Source organism: Alteromonas sp. Cnat3-28, assembly GCF_022348265.1.
Classification (GTDB): domain Bacteria; phylum Pseudomonadota; class Gammaproteobacteria; order Enterobacterales; family Alteromonadaceae; genus Alteromonas; species Alteromonas macleodii.
Genome location: NZ_JAKREY010000001.1, coordinates 1 through 23,778, shown reverse-complemented (window position 1 = coordinate 23,778; position 23,778 = coordinate 1). Strand labels below are relative to the sequence as shown.

The following is a 23,778-nucleotide window of genomic DNA, read 5'->3' as shown; positions in this document are numbered from 1 at the left end:
ACAACTTTTTCACAATTGTTGAATAAAGCACGTTATGAACTAGCATTCAGACGTGCTTTTTTATTTACACTGTTGCTGTCTTATCCTCACGTAACCTCTTCTCGTTTCGCAACACAATTCACATTCTAAATCAGTATTTATAAGCAACGACTATACTTATAGAGCGGATAACGCACTACCCTATTATTTATGTCGTTGTTAATAGAATATTCATGTAAAAATCTTGATCTTTGCCCTATTAAATAATAGGTTTACAGCATGCTGGTCTGACCTCGATCTGTGACTGCTTTTCATAAAGCAACTCACTATGCTCGAGTTAAGACTAGCGTAACGTTTAACGCCTTTCAGGAGTGAAGTATGGCAGATTTTATATGGTTTTTACTGGTCGTTCTGACACTAGCGGTAGCTAGTTATCAGCGAACCAGCTTGGTAACAGCGGTTGCCATGGGCGCAGGTGTTATGATTTTAGGCACCCTTTTCGGTGACATCGGCCTGCTTGGTTGGGTAGTGTTCCTTGCTATAACACTGCCGTTCACACTTGCAAATATCAGACAGCAGCACATCTCTAAGAAGCTGCTAGCCTTCTACCGCAAAGTTATGCCTGAAATGTCGAGCACTGAGCAAGAAGCTATCGACGCAGGTACGGTATGGTGGGACGGTGATATTTTCAGCGGCAAGCCAGACTGGGATAAATTACACCGCATTCCGAAAGGTCGACTCACTGCTGAAGAGCAAGCATTCTTAGACGGTCCTTGTGACAAAGTGTGCTCAATGGTCGATGAATGGCAAATAAACCATAAAGATGCTGATCTTTCACCTGAAATTTGGCAGTTCCTTAAGGAACACAAATTTTTCGCTATGATCATCAAGAAAGAGTATGGCGGTCTAGAGTTTTCGGCATATGCCCAGTCTCGCGTTCTTCAAAAACTTGCAGGCGTAAGCGCGGTGCTATCAAGCACAGTCGGTGTACCAAACTCATTGGGCCCGGGCGAATTACTTCAGCACTATGGTACAAAAGAGCAACAAGATCATTATCTTCCCCGTCTTGCTGCCGGTGAAGAAATCCCTTGTTTTGCATTAACCGGCCCAGAAGCTGGCTCTGATGCAGGTGCGATCCCTGATGTTGGCGTTGTATGTAAAGGCGAGTGGAATGGCGAAGAAGTGTTGGGTATGCGCCTAACGTTTAACAAACGCTACATCACCCTTGCGCCTGTTGCTACGGTTATTGGTCTTGCCTTTAAACTTCAAGATCCTGAAGGTCTTCTAGGTGATAACAAAGAGCCGGGCATAACATGTGCCCTTATTCCTCGCGACACTAAAGGTTTAGAGATTGGTCGCCGTCACTTCCCACTCAATACGCCATTCCAAAATGGCCCTATTAAGGGTGAAGATATTTTCGTTCCAATCGATTACATCATTGGTGGTCCGAAAATGGCAGGTCGCGGCTGGCGCATGCTGGTTGAATGTTTGTCGGTAGGTCGCTGTATTACCCTTCCTTCATCTGCTGCTGGTGGTGCTAAATCAGTATCTCTTGCAACGGGTGCATATGCACGTATTCGTCGCCAGTTCCGTATGCCTGTAGGTCATATGGAAGGTGTTGAAGAAATGCTTGCACGCATTGGTGGTAATGCATATTTGATGGATGGCGTAACACGCTTCTCAACGGTGGGTGTAGACCTTGGTGAGAAACCTTCCGTTATCTCGGCTATCTGTAAGTACCACTTAACCGAGAAGATGCGTCAAATCATTAATGATTCGATGGATGTTCACGGCGGTAAAGGCGTTATGCTTGGGCCAAACAATTACCTTGGTCGCGGCTATCAAGGTGTACCAGTATCAATTACGGTTGAAGGCGCAAACATTCTAACCCGTAACATGATGATCTTTGGTCAAGGTGCAATGCGTTGTCACCCTTACGTGCTTAAGGAAATAGAAGCTGCGTCTATCGAAGACAAAAAAGAAGCGTTGAAAGCGTTTGATAAAGCGGTATTCGGTCATATTGGCTTTGCGGTAGCTAATACTGTTCGCAGTATTTGGTTTTCGTTAACCAATGGCGCATTCAGCAGCGCACCGTTCACTGACGAAACGGCGCGTTACTACAAGCTACTTCAAGGCTACAGTGCAAACTTAGCACTACTAACCGATGTCTCTATGGGTGTGCTTGGTGGTGATCTTAAGCGTCGCGAGCGTTTATCAGCGCGTTTAGGTGACATCCTAAGTGGCCTTTACATGGGTAGTACAACGCTTAAACGCTTCGACGAAGAAGGTCGTCTAAAAGAAGATTTACCGCTTTTACATTGGGCAATGCAAACTACATTGCACGATATCGAGACAGCAATTGATGACTTCTTGGCTAACTTCCCTAACCGCGCAATCGCTGCAGCGCTTCGCGTTATGGTGATTCCGTTTGGCCGACGTATTGGTAAGCCTTCAGACAAGACAGAACATGCTATTGCACAAATGCTTCAAACGCCTTCAACTGCACGTAGCCGTTTAGGTTATGGTCAGTACCTCACCCGTGAGGAAGGAAGCTTGTTTGGCGATCTTGAGCAAACTCTTGATGATGTACTAGCAAGTGAGCCTATCTTCGAACGTATTTGTAAGCACAAAAAAGCTAAACTACCGTTTACCCGTTTAGATGTGCTTGCTGACGAAGCGCTAGCAGAAGGAATTATTAACGAAGAAGAAGCGAATCTACTTCGTAAGACTGAAGCTGGAAGACTTCGCACTATCAACGTCGATGATTTCGACCACGAAGAATTAGTAGCGAAGGTTAATTCCAACACCACTGCTAAGAAACGAGGTGGCAAAGCTGCTTAATTTCATACCCAAACAAAAGGGCCGCTCTCGCGGCCTTTTTCGTCAACGATTCATTCTATTAACATCACTCACCTACGTATTTTCTAGCCTTTGCTTGGCCGACCAAACAACCTGCGGAAATACCGAACAGGCGAGAGAACTCTCTTTATTAATTGCTAACGACAAAGGTCAACAACGTTCGGTACTAAAATGTAATCCTACGCTTGTTATGCTGGCTGAAACAAAAGCCAAAGACATGGCTGAAAGAGGCTTGGTGTCTCACTTTTTAGGCGGCAGTCCGAACACTCGCATTCGCAATGCTGGTTTAACATTACCAGAATATTATGGCGATGCGATGAGCAATCAAGTGGAGGCCCTTGCTGGTGGTTATATAACAGCTGATGACGTGTGGTACGCACTTAAAACATCGACTTCACACCGTCAACACTTGTTAGCAGAGTTACCTTTTTATCAAGAACAAGATCAAATAGGTATTGCCTTTTACAAAGATTACTCAACGCCTCACGTTGAATACTGGGCTATATACTTGACCAAACTGATTGACACAGAAACGTCTAACAATGACTTAAAGGATGACACAACAACTACGCTTCTAATAAAGCGTCAAAAGAAGTTTGACCATGTCCCTGATAAAGGTCTTGGGATCGTCACGGAAAGTGGTGAAATTATTTTACAGCCAAAAAAACCGGATGAATAATCCGGTTTTTTATTAGCGCTAGATAAATACTTAGTTTAACTAAGTTGGAGTTTATCCATCAACAATACGGCTTGCGTACGCGTGTTGATCTCTAGCTTGCGAAGAATGGCACTAATGTGTGCTTTAATGGTTGCTTCCGTAACGTTCATCTCGTGAGCGATTTGCTTGTTCATTAAGCCTGCGCGTAAGTAAGAAAGCACTTGAATCTGTTTAGGTGTAAGTTCACGGAAGCGCTGAAGTAGAACTTTTAGCTCATCGTCAACTTTCTCTAGTTCTTCTTCCATACCTTCTGGAAGCCACTTTTTGCCACCAATAATGTCTACAATAGCCTGAGCAATTTCTCGTGTTTGCGACACTTTGGGGATAAAGCCCTGAGCACCTAGGCTCATTACTTGAGCGACAACCTCAACAGTATCGCTGCCCGAAACAACACCAATAGGGATATTCGGATATTGTTCGCGCAGCGTGATAAGGCCGTTAAAATATTCACCGCCAGGCATATTAAGGTCAAGAAGGATCAGCTCAACACCGTCGAATTCGTTTAGCTTCGCCATCGCATCATCCAAGCTTCCTGCTTGAATTATCTGTGCGTTTTCAAAGTAAGGTTCCAACGCGCCGCTCAAAGCTTCGCGAAACAATGGGTGATCGTCTGCTACTAGAATTCTTGTCATTAGCGTTACTGCTTCCTTATTGTATTATGAGTATAGATTAATACTTTAGATCATTAACGAAAAGCCCTAAACCAGAAAAATCACGCAAAATATAACAAATTTGGTGTTTTCCATTGGCATTTACGTATCAAACGGTAAAATTGCGCCCCAAATTAGTTAATTGAAGACCCACTGTGAAGAAACACGACAATATATACGCAAAGGCACTCAATAAAGTAGATGACTTTAAATTTGACGAGTCTGTCGTTGATGTGTTTCCCGATATGATTCAGCGCTCAGTGCCTGGATACGAAACCATTGTTCACACCATAGGCGAATTGGCTAAAATTGCCGTTACGCCCAATACCGTCGTTTATGATCTTGGCTGTAGCTTAGGTGCTGCAAGTTTATCTGTGGCAAGAGCTGTACCTAACGATACATGTGAAATTATTGGTGTGGATGCTTCAGAAGCAATGGTAGAGCGCTGCAAACGCGTCGTACAGACCTTCACACTGCCAAACCCAATTGTTATTCAGCTTGGGTTTGCACAAAGTGTAGAAATTAAGAATGCCTCTTTGGTTGTGATGAATTTCACTTTGCAATTTATCCCACCCGCTGACCGCGAAGCGTTATTAAAGCGCATTTATGATGGGTTAAACCCCGGCGGTATGTTGGTGCTATCAGAAAAAATACGCCACCCTACCCTTACTGGCAATGAGCTGCTGGTAGATTTACATCATCAATTTAAGCGCGACAACGGTTATAGTGAACTAGAAGTGAGCCAAAAGCGCGCCGCGTTAGAAAAAGTTATGCTAACCGATACATTTAACGAGCATGATACTCGCTTGAGAAAAGTCGGGTTTACCGATGTTGTGATGTGGTACAAATGTTATAACTTCACGTCTATGGTTGCCATTAAAGGCTAAACAAATCTCGCTACGTCCGTCTTTTCGCAACGCCAACACATATTAAGAACAGTATGAGCAAATTAGAACAAACTTGGTTTACCGATTGCTACAAATCGTTAATAGACAGCCCGCTATCACATTGGCTTCAAACGCTGCCGGCACAAATGGACACCTGGCAGCGAACTGCTAAACACGGTGAGTTTGATAAATGGTGCCGTTTACTTTCGAAGCTGCCGACTACGTCGCCGAGTTGTGTTGATTTAGCCTCAAGCGTTTCCATTGGCACCGAAAATGACGTAGATGAATATGTCCAAAAACAAATTGAAGGATTACTAAAGCAGTTTATGCCCTGGAGAAAAGGGCCATTTAATCTTCATGGAATTCATATTGATACAGAGTGGCGTTCGGACTGGAAATGGGATCGCGTAGCACCTCATATTAGTTCGCTGAAAGACCGAAACGTTTTAGACGTAGGTTGTGGTAGTGGTTATCACATGTGGCGCATGCTGGGTGAAGGTGCCAATAACGTAATAGGTATAGATCCTACCCAACTGTTTCTTATTCAGTTTCACGCCATTAAACAATTTATTAGTAAAAGTAGTGCGCCTTCCGAGAATATCCATTTTCTACCGATGGGCATTGAAGACATGCAGCCACTGAGAGCTTTCGACACTGTGTTTTCTATGGGTGTACTTTACCACCGTAAAGACCCAATGGCGTTTCTGCAGCAACTTAAAGACCAGCTAAGAAAAGGTGGCGAACTGGTTCTTGAAACCCTTGTTGTGGATGGTGATGAAAATACAGTATTGATGGCGGGTGAACGCTATGCACAAATGCGAAATGTGTGGTTCTTACCGAGCACTGCAGCCCTATCTGTTTGGTTAGGCCGCTTAGGCTTTGAAAATATTCGCGTTGTAGATATCAACCACACAACCCTAGATGAGCAGCGCGCAACGCCTTGGATGGAAACGCAATCTTTGAAAGATTTTCTCGATCCGGAAGATATTACTCGCACTATCGAAGGTTACCCTGCACCACAAAGGGCCGTTATTGTCGCTAACAAGAAGTAAGTCGTAAGTCCACGCCTCTGTTACCCTATTGGCACAAATGTTGTTATCTTAATCAAGAAGAACGTGCGAATTCTGCATTGATTAAGGTGACAACATGGATATACATGGCTTTCTAACGACGCATCAATTGCCAAGTACCTATGCAGAAACTGCACAAAAATGGTTCACCCCATTATGTGAGCAACTGCTTAAGCACCAAGACGGTGCAACACAACCATTTATCGTGGGCATAAATGGCAGTCAGGGTTCAGGTAAATCAACTCTGACCAGTTTTATCGAGTCCTTCCTTACCTCGGTCCACAACAAAAAAGTGGTATCACTCTCAATTGACGATTTTTACTACGACCAGTCGCAGCGAAATGCGCTAGCAATAAAAGTTCACCCGCTTCTAGCAACTCGTGGTGTACCGGGTACTCATGACATTCCTCTAGCGTTAAATACGTTTCGCAGTTTAGAAAAAGGCACGCGTACATCGCTGCCCCGCTTTAACAAAGCTACAGATAACCCGTTCCCCAAAGAACAGTGGCCTGTAATCGAATCTTCACCCGATTTCATCATACTTGAAGGATGGTGTGTGGGCGCTATTGCGCAAACATCTAGCGAACTTAAACGGCCAGTAAACCACCTTGAAGAAGTAGAGGACCCATTGGGCATTTGGCGCTCTTTTGTAAACACTGAACTAGCAGGCGATTATCAGACGTTGTTCGACAAAATAGACTACCGCATTATGCTAAAAGCACCGAGTTTCGACTGTGTGTATCAATGGCGGTTAGAACAAGAACATAAACTCGCCCAAAAAGCGTTAAAAGATAGCGATGGAGTGATGTCTGATGAAGAAGTGGCAAACTTTGTGCAACACTATCAACGCATCACTGAACACGCATTAAGTCACTTGCCTGAAAAGTGCGACACCGTGTTTTATCTAGATGAAACAAGAACGATAACTAAACAGGACGTAAAACGATGACGAAAACGCTTGTTTTCACCGATATGGACGGCACGCTGTTAGACCACCATACCTACTCTTTCGAGGCGGCGAAACCGGCTTTAACGGCATTAGAAAAAAAGGACATTCCCGTTATTCCCACTACCAGCAAAACCTTTGCTGAATTACAACCGCTGCGCGAGAGTATTGGTTTAGACGGGCCTTTTATTATTGAAAATGGCGCCGCTATTTTCATCCCTCATGGCTTTTTCAAACAAAAACCCAGCGGTACGGTTTGGATAGATGGCTACTGGTGTAAGGCGTTTATCTCAAACAAAAATTACTGGATTAAGCTACTTGAAAAAATAGGTAGCGAATTTGACGGCAAGTATAAACAATTCTCAAAAATGTCGATTCAAGAAATTCAGGAATGTACTGGGCTTGACGAAAGGTCAGCGTCACTTGCTGCCAAACGCCAGTTTGGCGAGCCGGTTTTGTGGCTTGGCACTGACGAAGAAAAACAACGCTTTTTAAAGGTAGTAAAAGATCGCGGTGCTTTCCCTCTAGAAGGCGGCCGCTTCATTCATATTTCAGGTAATTGCGATAAAGGCCAGGCTCTCAAGTGGCTGGCCAATGAATATCAAAAGCAACATACCACCAAAGTTAACACTATTGCCCTTGGCGATGGTAAGAACGACGTTGCAATGCTTGAAGCGGCGCACGTCCCCATTCGCATTTTATCCCCGGTAAATCCTCCACCAGCAGTAAAAAAAGAAGAGGTCTATACCAGCACCCTAACCGGCCCTGAAGGCTGGAACGAAATGCTTACTCAATTGCTATCCCTATGATCAGGAGGACACATGGCTGATTTTTATCAAAATGGTGTGGTTACTACGTTACATAACTTAGCTCGTCGTCCTACCGAAGAGCTTGAAGCAGAGCTTCTCCAGTTTTCACAGAAGCGCCCTATGGCACTTATTTTACCGTCGCTCTTTTCTGAATTAGAAGGCGACGCACTTCCACATATCGTCAACGAATTAACAGACGTGCCCTACTTATCAGAAATTGTCATCGGTCTGGACCGAGCCAATGAAGAGCAGTACAAACACGCACTAAAATTCTTCGGCAAACTTCCTCAGCATCACAGAGTGCTATGGAACGACGGTCCTCGCCTTAAAGCACTTGATGAAGAGCTTCAGGCTCAAGGCTTGGCGCCAAAGGAGTTAGGTAAAGGCCGAAACGTTTGGTACTGCATGGGCTACGTACTAGCATCGAATCGCGCAGAGTCAGTTGCGTTACACGATTGCGATATTGTTACCTATAACAAAGATTTGCTCGCCAAGCTTATCTACCCTGTAGCCAACCCAATGTTTAACTACGAGTTTTGTAAGGGTTACTATGCGCGTGTGGCTAACGGCAAAATTAATGGCCGTGTTTCTCGACTTCTTGTTACGCCATTACTTCGTGCATTAAAACGCATTATGGGAGACAACGAATACTTGGAGTTTATGGATAGCTTCCGCTATCCATTAGCGGGTGAGTTTTCGTTTAGACGCGACGTACTAAACGATATTCGCATTCCAAGTGACTGGGGCTTAGAAATTGGTGTGCTGTCTGAAATGCACCGCAACTATTCGCACAACCGCCTGTGTCAGGCAGATATATGTGATATTTACGACCATAAACATCAGGATTTATCGCTTAATAACGACCAAGGTGGTTTGTCTAAAATGTCTATCGACATTACCAAAGCCATTTTCAGAAAACTTGCCACGCAAGGCTATACGTTTAGCAACGAAATGTTCCGCTCAATTAAAGCCACCTATTTCCGTATTGCGCTAGACTTTATAGAAACCTACCACAATGACGCGGTAATGAATGGCTTGAACTTAGACATTCACAGCGAAGAGAAAGCAGTAGAAATGTTTGCCAGTAACATCATGAAAGCGGGGCAAAACTTTTTAGAAAACCCTATGGAAACGCCGTTTATACCAAGCTGGAACCGCGTGACCAGCGCGGTACCCGATATTTTAGAGCGACTATTAGAAGCGGTTGAAGCCGATACTGCAGAATATATGGAGTAAGTAATATGGCATGGGACCATCTCCATGACAAAGTAAAACACCATTTAGAAAGCATTTATGCCGATGTATCGCTGGACGTCTCGTATGAGACGCTAGCGACTGAGTTAATGAACACTATAGGCATTCAGCAGCAAACGGATATTGCTTCACCTCAGTCTCATCACAACTATTGGGATGAAGATGACATTATCATGATTACCTACGGTGATAGTGTCATTGACGAAGGGGAGCGCCCGCTGGTTACGTTAAATAAGTTTTTGCACCGCTACTGCAAGAACACCGTTAATAATGTTCACATCCTGCCCTTCTTTCCGTACAGCTCAGACGATGGGTTTTCGGTTATCGACTACTCTACGGTGAATGAAGCACTAGGGTCATGGGACGATATTGAAGTCATTGCTGAGGATTATGGCTTGATGACCGACCTAGTTATCAATCACTGCTCTGCAAGAAGCGTGTGGTTTGATAACTTTGTGAAGGGTGAAGGACCAGGATCTGACTTTTTCTTCACAGCAGATCCATCCGATGACCTCTCCATGGTAACTCGACCTCGTGTGTCGCCCTTGCTGCGAGAAACGGAAACCGCCAACGGTACAAAGCATGTATGGTGCACGTTTAGTCACGACCAAGTTGACTTTGACTTTAGAAACCCCAAGGTGTTGTTAGCGTTTATCGATATCATCAAGCTGTATATTGATAAAGGCGCTAAAATCTTTCGCTTAGACGCAGTGGCATTTCTTTGGAAAATTGTAGGTACAAACTGCATTAATCTATTCCAAACCCACGAAGTCATACGTTTGATCCGAACGCTGATTGAACATGTGGATCCTTCCATCATAATCATTACCGAAACCAATATTCCCAACAGGGAAAACCTAACGTACTTTGGTAATGCTAACGAAGCCCATGCTATCTACAACTTTTCGCTTCCGCCGTTACTTGTAAATACATTAGTAACGGGTGATTGTACGTATTTGAAAAGCTGGATGATGAGTATGCCACCGGCGCAAAACGGCACAGCCTACTTTAACTTTATCGCTTCGCACGATGGTATTGGCTTGCGTCCGGCGGAAGGCCTACTGTCAGATGAAGAAATTTCAGAGCTTGTGCATACAATGCAGCACTTTGGCGGTAAGGTGTCGTGGCGCGCTTCTGATCACGGTCAGCAAAAGCCTTACGAGATAAACATCACCCTGTTCGACGCGCTGCAAGGAACCACGAAGGGCCCTGATAAGTATCAAGTGGACCGATTTATTTGTGCTCACGCCATAATGTTAGGTATGGAAGGTATACCAGGAATTTACATTCACAGCTTACTCGGCACATCCAACGATTACGAAAAGGTCGCTAATACAGGACAAAATCGTTCAATCAACAGAAAACGTTGGGACTTTAACGAGTTAGAGGCTCTGTTAGACTCGCCCTTTTCACAGCATCATAAAGTACTCACTCGAATCTCGCAGCTTATACGCATACGTAAAGCGCAGCCCGCATTTCACCCCAATGCAACGCAGTTTACATTGCAGCTTGGTAATCAATTATTTGGCTACTGGCGACAAAGTCTCGATAGAAAGCAAAGTATTTTCTGTATTAGTAATATTTCAGACGAAGAACAAACAATTTTGCTGTCTGACATAAATCTTATTGGCACAGATAATTGGATTGATCTCATCACCCGTGACGAGATAGCCCTTTCTAGTGGTTTCTTACAAATGAAACCTTATCAAGTGCTTTGGATCAGCAACCAAGATTTTGAATGAATCTTTGAGCTTATAACGCCAGTCGACCAATAAATCTACCGCGGTAAGGATACTGCGGTGTTATGCTTGTCACACGAGTTAGCAAATCAAAAGTTTGTAATGCAGGAAATTAATACCTTTTTTTTCGATTTAGATGGAACATTAGTGGACTCTGTTCCTGATTTGGCAACAGCGTTAAATCAAACATTAAACGACTACCAATTACCAACGTATAACGAGCAGACAATTAGACACTGGGTTGGAAATGGTGCTCGTGTTCTGGTAGAACGCGGATTGAGCGGCAACGCAGAGATCAGACACCATTACACATCAAACGAGATTGATGCCGCTTTAGAAAAATTTCTTTTCTATTACCGAACGCTAGATACTAAGAGTACAGTGCTGTACGACGGCGTGTTCTCAACACTTCACGCGCTAAAAGAACAAGGGTTCACGCTAGCATTAATCACTAATAAACCTTCGGAATTTATTGAGCCTATTCTTTCATCGTTCTCAATATATTCGTTGTTTTCGCTTACCATTGGCGGTGATAGTTTACCGGAAAAAAAGCCTTCTTCCCTTCCCCTTGTGCATGCCTGTGAAAAGCTTAGTGTTTCACCCTCACAGTGTGTAATGGTTGGAGATTCTAAAAATGACATTGTTGCCGCAAAAGCCGCGAACATAAAGAGTATAGGGCTTACCTATGGGTATAACTATGGTGAGAGCATCGCAAAATATAAACCTAACTGGGTTTTCGACGACTTTGAAGAGATATTAACGTTCGCTTCTTAATTCATCTGACATAGCCGTTGATGAAACTTCAATTGCGTCGTTTACGCATACTTTCTTTTATTTCACGCTTTAACCTTTGGTATAAGGCCGCTTTTTCTGTAATATCCGCGTGTTAAATCATTTCATGGAGTTGTTGGTATGTCATCTAAATGGCTTTCACTAGAAGAAGCCCTCACTAAAGCATTAGACGCTGCAAAAGCGATAAACGACGTTGAGCAAGTGAGCATTTTTGACGCCAACAACCGCATCTTGGCCCAAGATGTAACTGCCCACGTTGATGTCCCGCCATGGGATAATTCAGCAATGGATGGCTATGCCGTAAATGCGGAAGATCTCAAACACAGTGATAAACTCGAAGTACAGGGTGTAATTACAGCTGGCATGAGTGCTGATGAGCCGCTTGAAAAAGGCAAAGCCTTTAAAATAATGACGGGGGCCCCGGTGCCTGCCAATGCTAACGCCGTTGTAATGGTAGAGAATACCGAAAGTCATGATGGCGCGGTTTTGATCAATAAAATTCCATCGGCGCAAGAGAATATACGTAAAAAGGCCAATGATATCGCCAGTGGCGATACACTAATAAGCAAGGGCACGCGCCTTCACGCCGAACACCTTATGCTGCTGTCCTCCCAAGGAAACAGTAAGGTGGCAGTATTCAGAAAACTTCGCGTTGGTGTAGTCGCGACTGGTTCTGAACTTGCTGCACCTGGCGAACCCTGTAAATCGACACAAATTTTCGAGTCTAATCGCGTTGGTGTAAGTAGTATCTTAAGCAATGAAAATGTAGAGCTTGTTGATTTCGGCATTGTAGAAGACGACGAAGCATCTTTGCGTAAACTCTTCATTGAGGCGAGCAAGTGTGTAGATGTAATGGTAAGTAGCGGTGGCGTATCTGTGGGCGATGCCGACTATGTAAAAGATATCATCGCTGAATTGGGCACTATCGACTTTTGGAAAGTCGCGGTTAAACCGGGTAAACCCTTTGCACTGGGCAAAATAAACAACACGTTGTTTTGCGGTTTGCCTGGCAACCCTGTGTCTTCATTTGTTACCGCAAAATTATTGGTTGTGCCTGTTATCAAAAAAATGCAAGGGCAAGTACAACCGCACGAGCAGTTCTTTGTTAACGCTAGCATTACGACACCTCTTAAGCGACGTGCAGGCCGCCGAGACTTTCAGCGTGCAACCATGGTAAGAAATAATCAAGGTGAATGGGAAGTCACACCATTTAGGTCACAAAGCTCTGGCGTTATGACTTCAATCACTTCTGCTAACTGCCTAATGGTAGTACATGAAGATATAAGTGAGTTAAAAGTTGGCGATACGGTTCCGGTTATACCGCTACATTTTTAACAAGTTCGTTGTTGAAACGCTGCTTCGTTAAGGCTTTTAAGCTCGTTTTTATTTTCTGCATTTTTATCGCCCTAGGCGACCCATATAGAGACACATTACCGTGAATAAGAAACGCTTTCTTTTAGAAGGAAGAGACATTTTAAAACTAGCATGGCCATTGTTGGTTGCGCAGATTACTCAAATGCTAATGGGCGTTAGCGATACTATTATGGCTGGGCGTTACAGTGCAACCGACATGGCAGCGGTAGCACTAGGATTTAGCATCACCGTGCCACTGCTTTGCTTTATACAGGGTATAGCGCTGGCACTTCCCCCAATCATTTCACGGTTGCAAGGAAACAAAAATTTAAGTGGTATTGCCGACGCAAGTCAGCAAGCTGGTTATCTGGTATTCTTTGTGGGATTAGCGGTAGCAGGCTTAATTCCATTTACTGAAAGCATAGTCGCGCTGTTCCCTATGGCGCCCGAGCTATTTAGCATTACCGTAGACTACGTACTTTATGTGCTGTTCGCTATGCCTGGATTTGCACTTTACCAATGGCTTAGAAACTATTGTGAAGGCTTGGGTAAAACTAAACCCACTATGATTATTACGGTTATCGGGCTGATGGCGAACATTGTAGGGAACTACCTGTTTATCTATGGTGTAGGCCCATTACCAGCTATGGGCGGTGCGGGTTGTGGTATTGCAACGGCCATTGTTATTTACACTATGCTTATAGCAACCGTTATCTATGTTCGTTTTGCCCCTGCCCTGCAAAAGTACAATTTGTTCGGACAATTGTATAAACCTAACATGGTAACCATAAATCGCACCTTCAAAATGGGCTTGCCCATTGCTATGACTATCCTATTTGAAGTGACGCTGTTTTCACTGGTTGCATTGTTATTAGCCCCTTTTGGTGCCACAACGGTAGCGGCCCACCAAGTCGCACTGAACTTCTCGGCCCTAATGTTCATGTTTCCTATGAGCATTGGTATGGCAGCAGCAATTCGCATTGGCTATCGCATAGGGCAAAATAACCCACGACAGGCAAAAATTGCAGCTCGAACCGCTATTCTGATCGGTTTTTTCACCGCTGCGTGTACGGCTAGCTTCACCCTGCTAGCAAAGGGATTCATTATTGGCCTGTACACCAGCGACGAAGCCGTATATACCTTGGCAAATGCGTTATTGATTTATGCGGCGTTATTCCAATTGTCTGATGCGGTTCAGGTGATTTCGGCTAATGCATTACGCGGCTATAAAGACACAACAGCGATGTTTATTATTACCTTTGTGTCCTACTGGTTAATAGGTCTACCTACAGGCGTTATTTTAGGTAGAACAAACTGGATAACGGCAGAACCAATGGCCGCAGCAGGGTTTTGGATTGGCTTCATTGTAGGATTGAGTGCCGCAGCTGTTATGCTAGGTGCACGTCTTCTTTACATCCAAAGGCCCAGTGTTGTGCATCGTATCGCGAATGCATAATACCAATCCGCATAGATCATTGCCCACTCAGAAGCTTGCCAGACCTTCCCGAGGGGCGAGTTTAAAATGTTCAATTGAACCAAAGCAGTTACCCCTTGCTTTTTAGTTTGTCCCAGTCTTGTGGCGTGTCTATATCAAATTGTGCGTTAGGTATAGACACAGCCGTTACCCTACCTAATTTCGCATACTTCTTAATAACCGGCTTAGCCCCCATATCGCCACTTAGCGCTAGCAGTTCACTAAATACCGCTTCAGGAAAGATAGCAGGTACGGTTAATCGACTATTGTTCTCTCCCTGCTTTTGCCATTCACTGCATACTATGTGATTAGGGTTCGCATAAGAAGTGTTGATAAGGCGAACGAAGTCTTGTGCATTAAGACTCGGCAAATCGGCCAACGTGAATAGCACGTGAGTAGGTCTTGTACACAAGCCCTTTGCTGTCGGGGATACTGATTTCGACAGTGATGAAAGGCTTAAAAGATGCGTGAGTCCAGTGCGAATACTTGATGCAAGGCCTTCATCCCAATTAGCGTTGCGAACGACACTGATGGGTAGTTCAGAAACCTTAGATGGAGAGTGTTCTAGCTGCGTATTTACGGAATCATGCCATTTACCCGTAACAACAGTAATGGGTAATGCACTGGTTAACGCTAAGTCATTGCGCGCACTAACTACCTCCCCCACACTGTGTTGTATAAGAGAAAGCGCAGAAATTGGGTGTTCCGATAAAAGCTTATTACCCTTGTAGCGAGCGCTCTTTCCGCCCGCCAACACCACAAGTGCTACGGCATAATTTTCCGACTTCAATTCAACATCCGTTATATCAAAGAAATAAAACGTTACACGTCAAAGGGCTTAGCGGCTTCTGCTAAGCCCTTTGATAGCAGCCGTTAACCCTTCAAGCGTTAGCCCATACATTCTGTCTTCCATAATTTCACGAATAATTTTGATAGACGAATAATACGGCCAATAATTCTCAGCTTGCGGATTAAGCCACACAGCGTTGTTAAAGTGGTTCAATAAACGCTGCATCCACACACTGCCCGGCTCTTCATTCCAATGCTCTACACTGCCACCTGGATACGTTATTTCATACGGCCCCATGGTAGCGTCACCTACGAAAATAACCTTGTAGTCTTTACCGTAGCGATGAATGATATCCCAAATAGGAATGCGTTCTTTATTGCGACGAAGGTTATCTTTCCACACCTCCTCATACACGCAGTTGTGGAAATAAAAGTACTCTAAGTATTTAAACTCGCTTTGCACCGCAGAGAAAAGCTCTTGAGTACTTTTTACGTGTGGGTCCATAGAGCCTCCCACATCAAAAAACATCAACACTTTTACCGCATTGTGACGCTCTGGTGCCATGTGGATATCGAGTAAGCCGCCTTTTTTAGCTGTCTCACCTATGGTCGTTGGCACATCTAGCTGCTCACTGGCGCCGGTGCGAGCAAACTTGCGTAGCTTCCTAAGAGCCACTTTTATGTTACGCGTACCCAGTTCTACATCAGAGCTTAGGTTTTTAAACTCGCGTTTATCCCATACTTTTACTGCCGAAAACTTTCTGTTTCCCTTTTGCCCTATTCGCACACCTTCTGGATTGTCGCCATAAGCGCCAAACGGGGATGTTCCGCCGGTGCCTACCCATTTATTTCCACCTTGGTGACGCTTTTCTTGTTCTTCTAAGCGCTTTTTCAACGTTTCCATCAGTTCTTCAAGGCCACCGGCTTTACGCAGTGCCTCACGCTCTTCAGGGCTTAAATTTTTCTCAATTTCTTTACGCAGCCATTCCTCAGGAATGTCTTTGCCAAACAAATCGACAGATTCAACACCTTCAAAATATTCAGCAAACGCCCTGTCGAACTTATCGTACTGAGTTTCGTCCTTCACCATTATGGTACGCGACAAACTGTAGAACGCTTCGATATCGGCATACACCACGTGCTTTTCAAGCGCACTAAGCAAATCCAGCAACTCGCGCAGCGTGGTTTTCACCTGATATTTTCGCAGTGTATAAAAAAACTGAATAAGCATTAGCGACGCGCCATAAAGACCAGTTTTTCAAACAAATGTATGTCTTGTTCGTTTTTAAGCAGTGCCCCGTAAAGTGGTGGAATAGCAGCTTTTCCGTCTTTTGAGTGAAGCGCTTCTGGTGGGATATCTTCAGCAACTAAAAGCTTCAACCAGTCGATAAGTTCAGAGGTAGAAGGCTTTTTCTTAAGCCCTGGTACATCTCGAATTTCAAAGAAAGCCTTTAACGCTTCATCAAGCAGCTTTTTCTTTAAATCTGGGAAATGTACGTTAACGATTTCTTGCATTTCCTCTGGATTCGGGAACTGAATGTAGTGGAAGAAACAACGGCGCAGGAAAGCATCTGGCAGCTCTTTTTCGTTGTTCGATGTAATAATAACAATCGGACGCTGCTTCGCGACTACACGTTCTTGTGTTTCGTAAACGAAGAATTCCATCTTATCGAGCTCTAGCAGCAAGTCGTTGGGAAACTCAATGTCAGCTTTATCAATTTCATCAATTAATAGTACCGGGCGCTTTTCTGCGCTAAAGGCTTCCCATAATTTACCTTTTACGATGTAGTTGCTGATATCGTGAACGCGATCATCACCAAGTTGAGAGTCACGAAGACGTGACACTGCGTCGTATTCGTACAAACCTTGCTGTGCTTTAGTGGTTGATTTAATGTGCCACTGAATTAGTTCGGTGCCTAAACTCTCGGCCAATTCTTCAGCAAGCATGGTTTTACCTGTGCCCGGCTCGCCTTTAATTAAAAGCGGACGCTCTAGCGTAATAGCTGCGTTAACCGCCAGCTGTAAGTCTTTGGTTGCGATATAATTAGACGTGCCACTAAAAGCCATTATTGTTGTACTCCGTATAATTTTTCGTCTTTGCAATTTTAACTATAATATCAAGGCCTTCTCATGATTGCCCATAGATATAACATATAGCTAAAAAGCACTTTGCATTTTACTGATTGGGACCAATGATATAGGGGTATGACGAAATCCCCTAATTCAGGCTGTGAATTATTAACTATCACACGCGTTGAATTATTAACTATTAAAAAGGTCGTACAGATCACGACAGACGGGGTTTCCTATAAAATAAGGAACGAGGTAAGGATTTATAATGAACGTATTTGACGACAATTCCCTATCTATTGGCCGCACGCCACTAGTTAAGCTAAATCGCGTAACATCAGGTAATGTATACGCAAAAATTGAATCGCGTAACCCAAGCTTCAGCGTTAAGTGCCGCATTGGCGCAAACATGATTTGGGATGCTGAAAAGCGCGGTGTCCTTACCGAAGGTAAAGAAATTGTAGAACCGACCAGTGGTAACACAGGTATCGCTTTGGCGTTTGTTGCAGCGTCTCGCGGTTATAAGCTAACGCTAACCATGCCTAGCAGCATGAGCCTTGAGCGTCGCAAACTTCTAAAAGCTTTGGGCGCAAACCTTGTTCTTACTGAAGCGCCTAAGGGCATGAAAGGTGCCGTTGCCGCTGCACAAGAAATTGTGGCATCAGATCCAGACAAATACGTATTGCTTCAACAGTTCGACAACCCGGCTAACCCGGCTATTCACGAAAAAACCACTGGCCCTGAAATTTGGGAAGATACAGACGGTAAAGTAGATGCATTCGTAGCTGGTGTAGGTACGGGTGGTACAATCACGGGTGTAAGTCGCTACCTTAAAAATACGAAAGGTAAAGCAATTACTTCTATTGCCGTTGAGCCAACAGACTCTCCAGTAATTACCCAAGCGCTTGCGGGCGAAGAATTAACCCCTGGCCCACACAAAATTCAAGGTATTGGCGCAGGTTTCATTCCAGGTAACCTAGACCTAGACCTAATTGACGAAGTTGAGCAAGTTACCAACGAAGAATGTATGGACATGGCGCGCAAGCTAATGACCGACGAGGGTATTCTTGCAGGTATTTCTTCTGGTGCAGCCGTTGTTGCCGCTAAGCGTTTTGCTGAACGCCCAGAAAACAAAGACAAAGTGGTTGTAGTACTTCTAGCAAGCGGCACAGAACGTTACCTAAGTAGCCCTCTGTTTGCTGGTGCGTTCGACGAACAAGAAGAAGTTCAGTAACCGCCAAAATGTTTCAATTATTTAAAAACGAGGCCTAGTGCCTCGTTTTTTTTATGCCTACTCTCTTCTGTTTCTCCTGAAGTTTCATGAACACAAACACCTGAGTTTTACGCTGTATTACTTTGCTTTTGTGCACAATATTGTGAATAATCAAAGCATAGATTAGCGAAGCGGCGAACACATTGACTTCGTTGAGATATAAAACTATCAATAAGAAACGGACCTCTTTATATTAAGGTAATACAAATGAAAACGCGTATGTGGTACGCCCTGTTCGGGCTTTTTACAGTGTTGATTTTATCCGCTTGCGGTAAAAAGGAAGAAGGCATCGGGCGGTACGGCATGCTTGATGAAAGTACCCCTGAGTACACCACCGTAGCGTTTCTCAAAAGTGTTTATGAAGATGACAACCTTGATACAGCAATTCGCCTATCAAGCGAAAAGCTGTCTCGTATATTAACGAGATACCACACTAACAGTAACGTTCAGCGCCACCTCTTAAACCTTAAATATGACACCGTCACCATTACTCCTCAAAGTGCAGGCCGAGTTGGCCGCAACGAGTTCGCAGAAAAATCGACAATCACCGTATTTTTAAGTGGAACATACAACGACGATAAAATTGAAGACTTGCGTAGCCTAGACTTGATTAAAGAAGACGGTGAATGGAAGGTTAATAAAATTCATCCAGATGCCTATTTATAACGTGTAGATAAACGCTGTTTTTATGGCCAGCAACGTAGCTTTTTACAAATGAAGAAAATAAAAAGGATGTTTTCCGGCTTTTATGCTTAAAAGCGTTTATTTTTTGTTTAATGGGTTGTTTTATAGTAATAATTTTGAAACACCCCTGAGTGATATACGGATAGTTTCCACCTTGCATAAAGGATTTTTTCTGTACATTAAATTGTTATGTTTCATGGAGGAATTTTGGATAATCAATTAAAAAATAAAACTTTGAAAAGTATTCTTTCTTCGATAGAGAATCCAGAAAAACACGCATTAAAACTAAAAAGGAAAAGTTTGCTTTTGACTGGTATATCATGGCTTGGGCTTATGATTGTTTTCTTGTTGCACTTCCAAGGTTCTACTGGATTGTACTTATTGGCAGTATCAGCTTTTTCTGGAATTGCTTATGGTTTTGTAATCTACCTAGACTCTGCACGTAAGCAATGGCAATTCATAATTCCACATATTGATATCGAGTCGGTTAAAAAGGAAGTTTTGAGTGACGAAACATAACAAGCAAATTAAGTCACTCACTCCGTTCGCTGGGACGCTAACATGTGGGCTGCTCACTTCGTTCGGATTTTAGCCCACATGCCTGCGCCCCTTATTTAAAAGTTAGGTGCTTATGGAAAAACCTACACATTTACTCACTAAAAAACCAATTTTCATTTTAGGAATTCCAGCTCTAATACTTATTCTTCTGGCTGTTCTATTTCAATTTACAGTAGTCACAGGAATCGAAAAAGGCACTCTAGAAGGAAAGGTATACTCTATTTCTCAACGTCCACTTGGAGGTGGCAACCAAAATGTTCGAAAAGTAGATCTAGCTAAGGTGAAAATTCTGGACGGAACGTTCATTATGGTGAGGTGTGAAAGCTATTGTCAGTTAGACCAAGAAATCAAAGTTACGGTTTACAAACCCTTATTTAGCAGCGAACTTAGGTATGTTTATGAGCGCACCTAACAAACAAATTATGGCACTCGCTGCCGCTCGCTGGGACGCAAACACGTGCGCGGCTTCGCCATTATTGCACTCGTGTTTGCGCCCCATATTTGGAAGTTATACGCTATGAGCATCAAGGATAGAAATGCAGCTTAAAAAACCTAAGTACCTTCTCATTACTCAAAAATCAGGGCTTAAGTTACCACTAATTTGGTGTGGTTCAGCGCTTTTAATCGGCGTGTTTACCCAAGAAATAGCAGCTGCAATCTTCATTTCATTCTCATCTTTTTTCTTAACTTGGCTTATTTGTAAACTTTCAGGCTTTTTCTTCAGCTTCCAAGAACACAGCGGCATTCTAAAAAACCATATTTACGATAACGTTTTAAAAGCAATTTGGTTTATAGCCCTGTTTTGCCTCGTAGTGAATTTCTTTAAATCTCTACTCTTAAAAACAGGAAGTGGAGCATTCTTGGGCTGTGTATTTTCAATCGTTTATTTTGCCTTTATGCTTTCTGCATCAAACCGCTGGGGTATGCACTTCGTTGAAAAACGCGTATAACAAAAAAATTAAGTCACTCACTTCGTTCGCTGGGACGCATACACGCAGGGCGGCTTCGCCATTATGCCCTACGCGCCTGCGCCCCTTATTTAAAAGTTAGCCACTAAAAAGGATTTTCCATGGATACAGGTTTTCTAATTCTTTTAATATCCTGCTTAAGCGGCTTCATATACTTAACTATTGGCTATTTGCTTACCTTTAATCAAAAAGCGGATGTACTTAACGGCATCGACTTTTCTAAAATTGCCGACTTACCTGCTTTCTGCAAATACGTAGGCAATAGCTTTTTATTATCTGGTGCTGTACAAATCTTAGTTGGGGTGTTGGCTTACTTAGCTTATTTAAACCTTATTCTGTTCATAGCTATTTTTGTTCTCTTCTCGACATTGCCAATTGTTAATGTCGCTAAAGCTATGCGTAAGTTTCAAAAAAGTGCTTCGTAAGCAAAGCGTGGCTAACAAGCCAATCAACACACTCACTTCGTTCGCTGGGACGCATACACGTGGGGCGGCTGCGCCATTATGCCCCACATGTCTGCGCCCGTTATTGGAAAGTTATAAGGCGTCAGCCTAAGCTTCGTTTGGCTATATAAAAATTCCAGTAAAACTACCCTCACCTGTTTTCATTAGCATCGCTCTGGCTTGTGGTAGGTTTATATCCGCCGCTTTCAATTCAAAGGTTGCGCATTAGGCGCTTTATCGCCAAGTTATTAATCAACGTCAACAAGCGCCAATGCGTTTGACAGTTCAAATGGCGGCTAGCTTCAGTCAAATCAAAAACATTTGTGTACAGTCGTTTTGCTTGTTTGTGTTAACAATCAATCGTATGCTGGCTTAATCAGTTTTTAAACAGACCAAAGGAACTGGCTCTGCTTATAACAAAGCGCTTAAGACCACTCCCTTCGGTCGCTCGGACGCATTTACGCGGGGCGGCTTCGCCATTATGCCCCACGCAACTGCGCCGCTTAGCTTAATGTTAGGTGCTATTAGCGAAAGTCAGCTGGATCAAGCTTTGCTTAAGCTTCTCAAGTGTAATTTGGATGAAACCATTTATGAAGAAACACTCAAAATCCGACAAGGTTCTTTTAGTTTTTTGTGGTCTGTTTTTCATCTCTTTATTTATTCATGGACTATCTACTGGAAAAGTCTCCCCTAAAGGTGGCGAGGACTATTCTCTAGAAACCAGCCCAAACATGTTTTACTTTATTTTGGGTGTGTATGCGGCATTAACTGGTGCATGTATATTTCAACTAGTAAGAAACAAAATGCAGTTTAAATGAGCACGCACCTAACAAAAAAATTAAGTCACTCACTGCGTTCGCTGGGACGCATACATGCGGGGCGGCTTCGCCATTATGCCCCACATGCCTGCGCCCCTTATTTAAAAGTTATACACCCAAAAGGAAAAAATCATCGATACAGAGTTTTTGGTCAAAGCAAGGAAACAGTTTCAATTCTTAGTTAGCTCTTATGGATTCAAAGAAGTTAACTCCAGTGACTTCGAATTGAACTATGCGAAGAGAACCACCAAAGTTCGTATAGAGGGGATTAATTGGGGTCTTAACTCAAGAGTTGCTTTTGGAACAACAACTGATAACTTTGAAGATTATGGTTTGTTTGACATCATCCCTTATTACGGTTGTTTTAAGATAAAACTCAAACCCAACATTGGGCAACAAGAACAATTACCTATACTAGCATCATTAGTAAACACGTATGCTAGACCAATACTTCGTGAAGACATATCTTCATTTGTCTATGCAAAAGCCCAGCAAGAAAAGCGAGCAAAGCAGTTTCGTGCTCTTATTTAGCCGGGTGTATAACAAAAAAATAAAGTCACTCGCTGGCGCTCGTTGGGACGCTAACACGCGGGGCAACTTCGTTATTATGCCCCACGTGCCAGCGCCCCTTATTTAAAAGTTAGAAGGCGTCAGCCTAAACTTCGTTTGGCTGTATAAAAATCCCAATGCAACTACCCTCACCTTTCTTCACTAACATCGCTCTGGCTTTTGGTAGTTTTAATATCGCCGCTTAAAATTCAAAGGTTGCGCATTAGGCGCTTTGTCGCCAAGTTCTTATTTTGGGTCAGCAAGCGCCAATGCGTTTGTTAGTTCTAATGGCGGCTTACTGCAGTTAAATCAAAAACATCTCCGCGCTGTCGTTTCACTTGTTTGCTTTAACAATCAATCGTATGCTGGCTTCAATAGTTTTTAAAAAGGCCAACGGAACAGGCTCTGCTTCTAACAAAGCGCTCAAGCCGTTCCCTTCGGTCACTGGGACGCTTACACGCGGGGCAACTTCGTTATTTTGCCCCACGTGTAATCGCCCCTTAGCTTAGCGTTATATTCAAAAAGGAATTTTATGAAATCTTTATTTTTTACACTATCTTTTTTACTTATTACTGGTTGCGCCAGTGTAGATGAAAACTTGGTATTGAATGGAAAATCTGCTGCTGCACTCGAAAACGATATAAATACTATCGTAGAATCTCTCCCAAAAAAGAAGAAACTTGAGTTTATGATTGCTCTGCTATCTATTCAAATGGATGTAGCTCAAAGCCCATTGGCTTTTTTGGGTAACCCAGATGGCAACGCAGTAAATTACGAATTACTGTCACAACACCTAGATGGCCTAACTTACAAACAGGTGCTAGAGCTTGCCTCTAAATCAAAAAGTTCGGTCGAAGTTTTAACAGATTGAATATAACAACTCAATTAACGCACTCACTGCGTTCGCTGGGACGCATACACGCGGGGCGGCTTCGCCATTATGCCCCACATGTCTGCGCCCGTTATTGGAAAGTTATGTGGCTCAGGATATTCATGGATAGAAATACTAAAAAAGCACTGAGATGGGATTCTGGTTACAGAACTAAACCAGTCAAACCAGACAAAGCTTCTTTTTCAAGTGGTAAGTATTCTATGG

23 protein-coding genes are annotated in these 23,778 nt (G+C 43.4%); 19 read left to right on the top strand and 4 right to left on the bottom strand.

Going from position 1 to position 23,778, the window contains the following annotated elements; translation table 11 throughout:
* Nucleotides 1-357: 357 nt before the first annotated feature.
* Together fadE and MHM87_RS00110 are read left to right on the top strand one after the other, a co-directional pair.
* On the top strand, nt 358-2,820 hold the full coding sequence (fadE, locus tag MHM87_RS00115; protein ID WP_239257473.1) for an acyl-CoA dehydrogenase FadE: 2,463 nt from the start codon (nt 358-360) through the stop codon (nt 2,818-2,820).
* Complete coding sequence (locus MHM87_RS00110) at nt 2,804-3,517, top strand: CAP domain-containing protein (protein WP_039227628.1); 714 nt, start codon at nt 2,804-2,806, stop codon at nt 3,515-3,517. Before fadE ends, MHM87_RS00110 begins: the two co-directional genes overlap by 17 nt.
* A 35-nt stretch (nt 3,518-3,552) precedes the next feature.
* On the opposite strand, the gene MHM87_RS00105 is transcribed toward MHM87_RS00110, so the two are convergent.
* Nucleotides 3,553-4,188 carry a response regulator transcription factor gene (locus tag MHM87_RS00105; protein WP_014976692.1) on the bottom strand — a complete coding sequence of 212 codons (636 nt, stop codon included), beginning with the start codon at nt 4,186-4,188 and terminating at the stop codon, nt 3,553-3,555.
* Nucleotides 4,189-4,361: 173 nt separating this feature from the next.
* On the opposite strand from MHM87_RS00105, the gene cmoA reads away from it, so the two are divergent.
* The 9 genes from cmoA to MHM87_RS00060 all read left to right on the top strand — a co-directional run bounded on the left by cmoA (nt 4,362) and on the right by MHM87_RS00060 (nt 14,512).
* On the top strand, nt 4,362-5,093 hold the full coding sequence (gene cmoA / locus MHM87_RS00100) for a carboxy-S-adenosyl-L-methionine synthase CmoA (protein ID WP_239257472.1): 732 nt from the start codon (nt 4,362-4,364) through the stop codon (nt 5,091-5,093).
* Nucleotides 5,094-5,146: 53 nt separating this feature from the next.
* A complete protein-coding gene (gene cmoB, locus MHM87_RS00095) occupies nt 5,147-6,145 on the top strand; it encodes a tRNA 5-methoxyuridine(34)/uridine 5-oxyacetic acid(34) synthase CmoB (protein ID WP_014949679.1) in 999 nt (332 codons plus the stop codon).
* Between the two features lie 94 nt (nt 6,146-6,239).
* Nucleotides 6,240-7,112, top strand: a complete 873-nt coding sequence (locus MHM87_RS00090; RefSeq protein WP_014976694.1) for a kinase — start codon at nt 6,240-6,242, stop codon at nt 7,110-7,112.
* Nucleotides 7,109-7,918, top strand: coding sequence for an HAD-IIB family hydrolase (locus tag MHM87_RS00085; protein ID WP_014949681.1), 810 nt, complete (start codon nt 7,109-7,111; stop codon nt 7,916-7,918). The genes MHM87_RS00090 and MHM87_RS00085 overlap by 4 nt, the downstream gene beginning before the upstream one ends.
* A gap of 12 nt (nt 7,919-7,930) precedes the next feature.
* Nucleotides 7,931-9,154: a glycosyl transferase gene (locus MHM87_RS00080; RefSeq protein WP_014949682.1), complete on the top strand. Its 1,224-nt coding sequence runs from the start codon at nt 7,931-7,933 to the stop codon at nt 9,152-9,154.
* A 5-nt stretch (nt 9,155-9,159) separates the two neighbouring features.
* Nucleotides 9,160-10,914 carry a sugar phosphorylase gene (locus MHM87_RS00075; RefSeq protein WP_061095214.1) on the top strand — a complete coding sequence of 585 codons (1,755 nt, stop codon included), beginning with the start codon at nt 9,160-9,162 and terminating at the stop codon, nt 10,912-10,914.
* A gap of 57 nt (nt 10,915-10,971) precedes the next feature.
* Complete coding sequence (locus MHM87_RS00070) at nt 10,972-11,685, top strand: phosphoglycolate phosphatase (protein WP_239257471.1); 714 nt, start codon at nt 10,972-10,974, stop codon at nt 11,683-11,685.
* Between the two features lie 138 nt (nt 11,686-11,823).
* Nucleotides 11,824-13,038: a gephyrin-like molybdotransferase Glp gene (glp, locus tag MHM87_RS00065; protein WP_239257470.1), complete on the top strand. Its 1,215-nt coding sequence runs from the start codon at nt 11,824-11,826 to the stop codon at nt 13,036-13,038.
* 100 nt (nt 13,039-13,138) lie between these two features.
* Nucleotides 13,139-14,512 (top strand): MATE family efflux transporter, encoded by a 1,374-nt coding sequence (locus MHM87_RS00060; RefSeq protein WP_239257469.1) that lies wholly within the window; start codon nt 13,139-13,141, stop codon nt 14,510-14,512.
* Nucleotides 14,513-14,600: 88 nt separating this feature from the next.
* Here MHM87_RS00060 and MHM87_RS00055 read toward each other — a convergent pair whose 3' ends face one another.
* From MHM87_RS00055 to MHM87_RS00045, 3 genes are read right to left on the bottom strand one after another with little or no spacing between them, the layout of a single operon-like run.
* On the bottom strand, nt 14,601-15,320 hold the full coding sequence (locus tag MHM87_RS00055; protein ID WP_239257468.1) for a nucleotidyltransferase family protein: 720 nt from the start codon (nt 15,318-15,320) through the stop codon (nt 14,601-14,603).
* A gap of 48 nt (nt 15,321-15,368) precedes the next feature.
* Nucleotides 15,369-16,550 (bottom strand): VWA domain-containing protein, encoded by a 1,182-nt coding sequence (locus tag MHM87_RS00050; protein WP_014949688.1) that lies wholly within the window; start codon nt 16,548-16,550, stop codon nt 15,369-15,371.
* Nucleotides 16,550-17,386 carry a MoxR family ATPase gene (locus MHM87_RS00045; RefSeq protein WP_039220753.1) on the bottom strand — a complete coding sequence of 279 codons (837 nt, stop codon included), beginning with the start codon at nt 17,384-17,386 and terminating at the stop codon, nt 16,550-16,552. The genes MHM87_RS00050 and MHM87_RS00045 overlap by 1 nt, the downstream gene beginning before the upstream one ends.
* Before the next feature lie 271 nt (nt 17,387-17,657).
* Here MHM87_RS00045 and cysK point away from each other — a divergent pair, with 271 nt between their 5' ends.
* The 8 genes from cysK (at nt 17,658) to MHM87_RS00005 (ending at nt 23,553) form a co-directional block, all read left to right on the top strand.
* Nucleotides 17,658-18,623, top strand: coding sequence for a cysteine synthase A (gene cysK, locus MHM87_RS00040; RefSeq protein WP_014949690.1), 966 nt, complete (start codon nt 17,658-17,660; stop codon nt 18,621-18,623).
* Between the two features lie 246 nt (nt 18,624-18,869).
* Entirely contained in the window at nt 18,870-19,328 is a 459-nt protein-coding gene (locus tag MHM87_RS00035) for a hypothetical protein (RefSeq protein WP_014949692.1), read from the top strand.
* 225 nt (nt 19,329-19,553) lie between these two features.
* Nucleotides 19,554-19,865 (top strand): hypothetical protein, encoded by a 312-nt coding sequence (locus tag MHM87_RS00030; protein WP_239257467.1) that lies wholly within the window; start codon nt 19,554-19,556, stop codon nt 19,863-19,865.
* 112 nt (nt 19,866-19,977) lie between these two features.
* Nucleotides 19,978-20,316: a hypothetical protein gene (locus tag MHM87_RS00025; protein ID WP_239257466.1), complete on the top strand. Its 339-nt coding sequence runs from the start codon at nt 19,978-19,980 to the stop codon at nt 20,314-20,316.
* 124 nt (nt 20,317-20,440) lie between these two features.
* A complete protein-coding gene (locus tag MHM87_RS00020; protein WP_239257465.1) occupies nt 20,441-20,854 on the top strand; it encodes a hypothetical protein in 414 nt (137 codons plus the stop codon).
* A gap of 119 nt (nt 20,855-20,973) precedes the next feature.
* Nucleotides 20,974-21,297 carry a hypothetical protein gene (locus MHM87_RS00015; protein ID WP_239257464.1) on the top strand — a complete coding sequence of 108 codons (324 nt, stop codon included), beginning with the start codon at nt 20,974-20,976 and terminating at the stop codon, nt 21,295-21,297.
* Nucleotides 21,298-22,280: 983 nt separating this feature from the next.
* Nucleotides 22,281-22,664 (top strand): hypothetical protein, encoded by a 384-nt coding sequence (locus tag MHM87_RS00010; protein WP_239257651.1) that lies wholly within the window; start codon nt 22,281-22,283, stop codon nt 22,662-22,664.
* A 550-nt stretch (nt 22,665-23,214) separates the two neighbouring features.
* Complete coding sequence (locus MHM87_RS00005; RefSeq protein WP_239257463.1) at nt 23,215-23,553, top strand: DUF6694 family lipoprotein; 339 nt, start codon at nt 23,215-23,217, stop codon at nt 23,551-23,553.
* Nucleotides 23,554-23,778 lie beyond the last annotated feature (225 nt).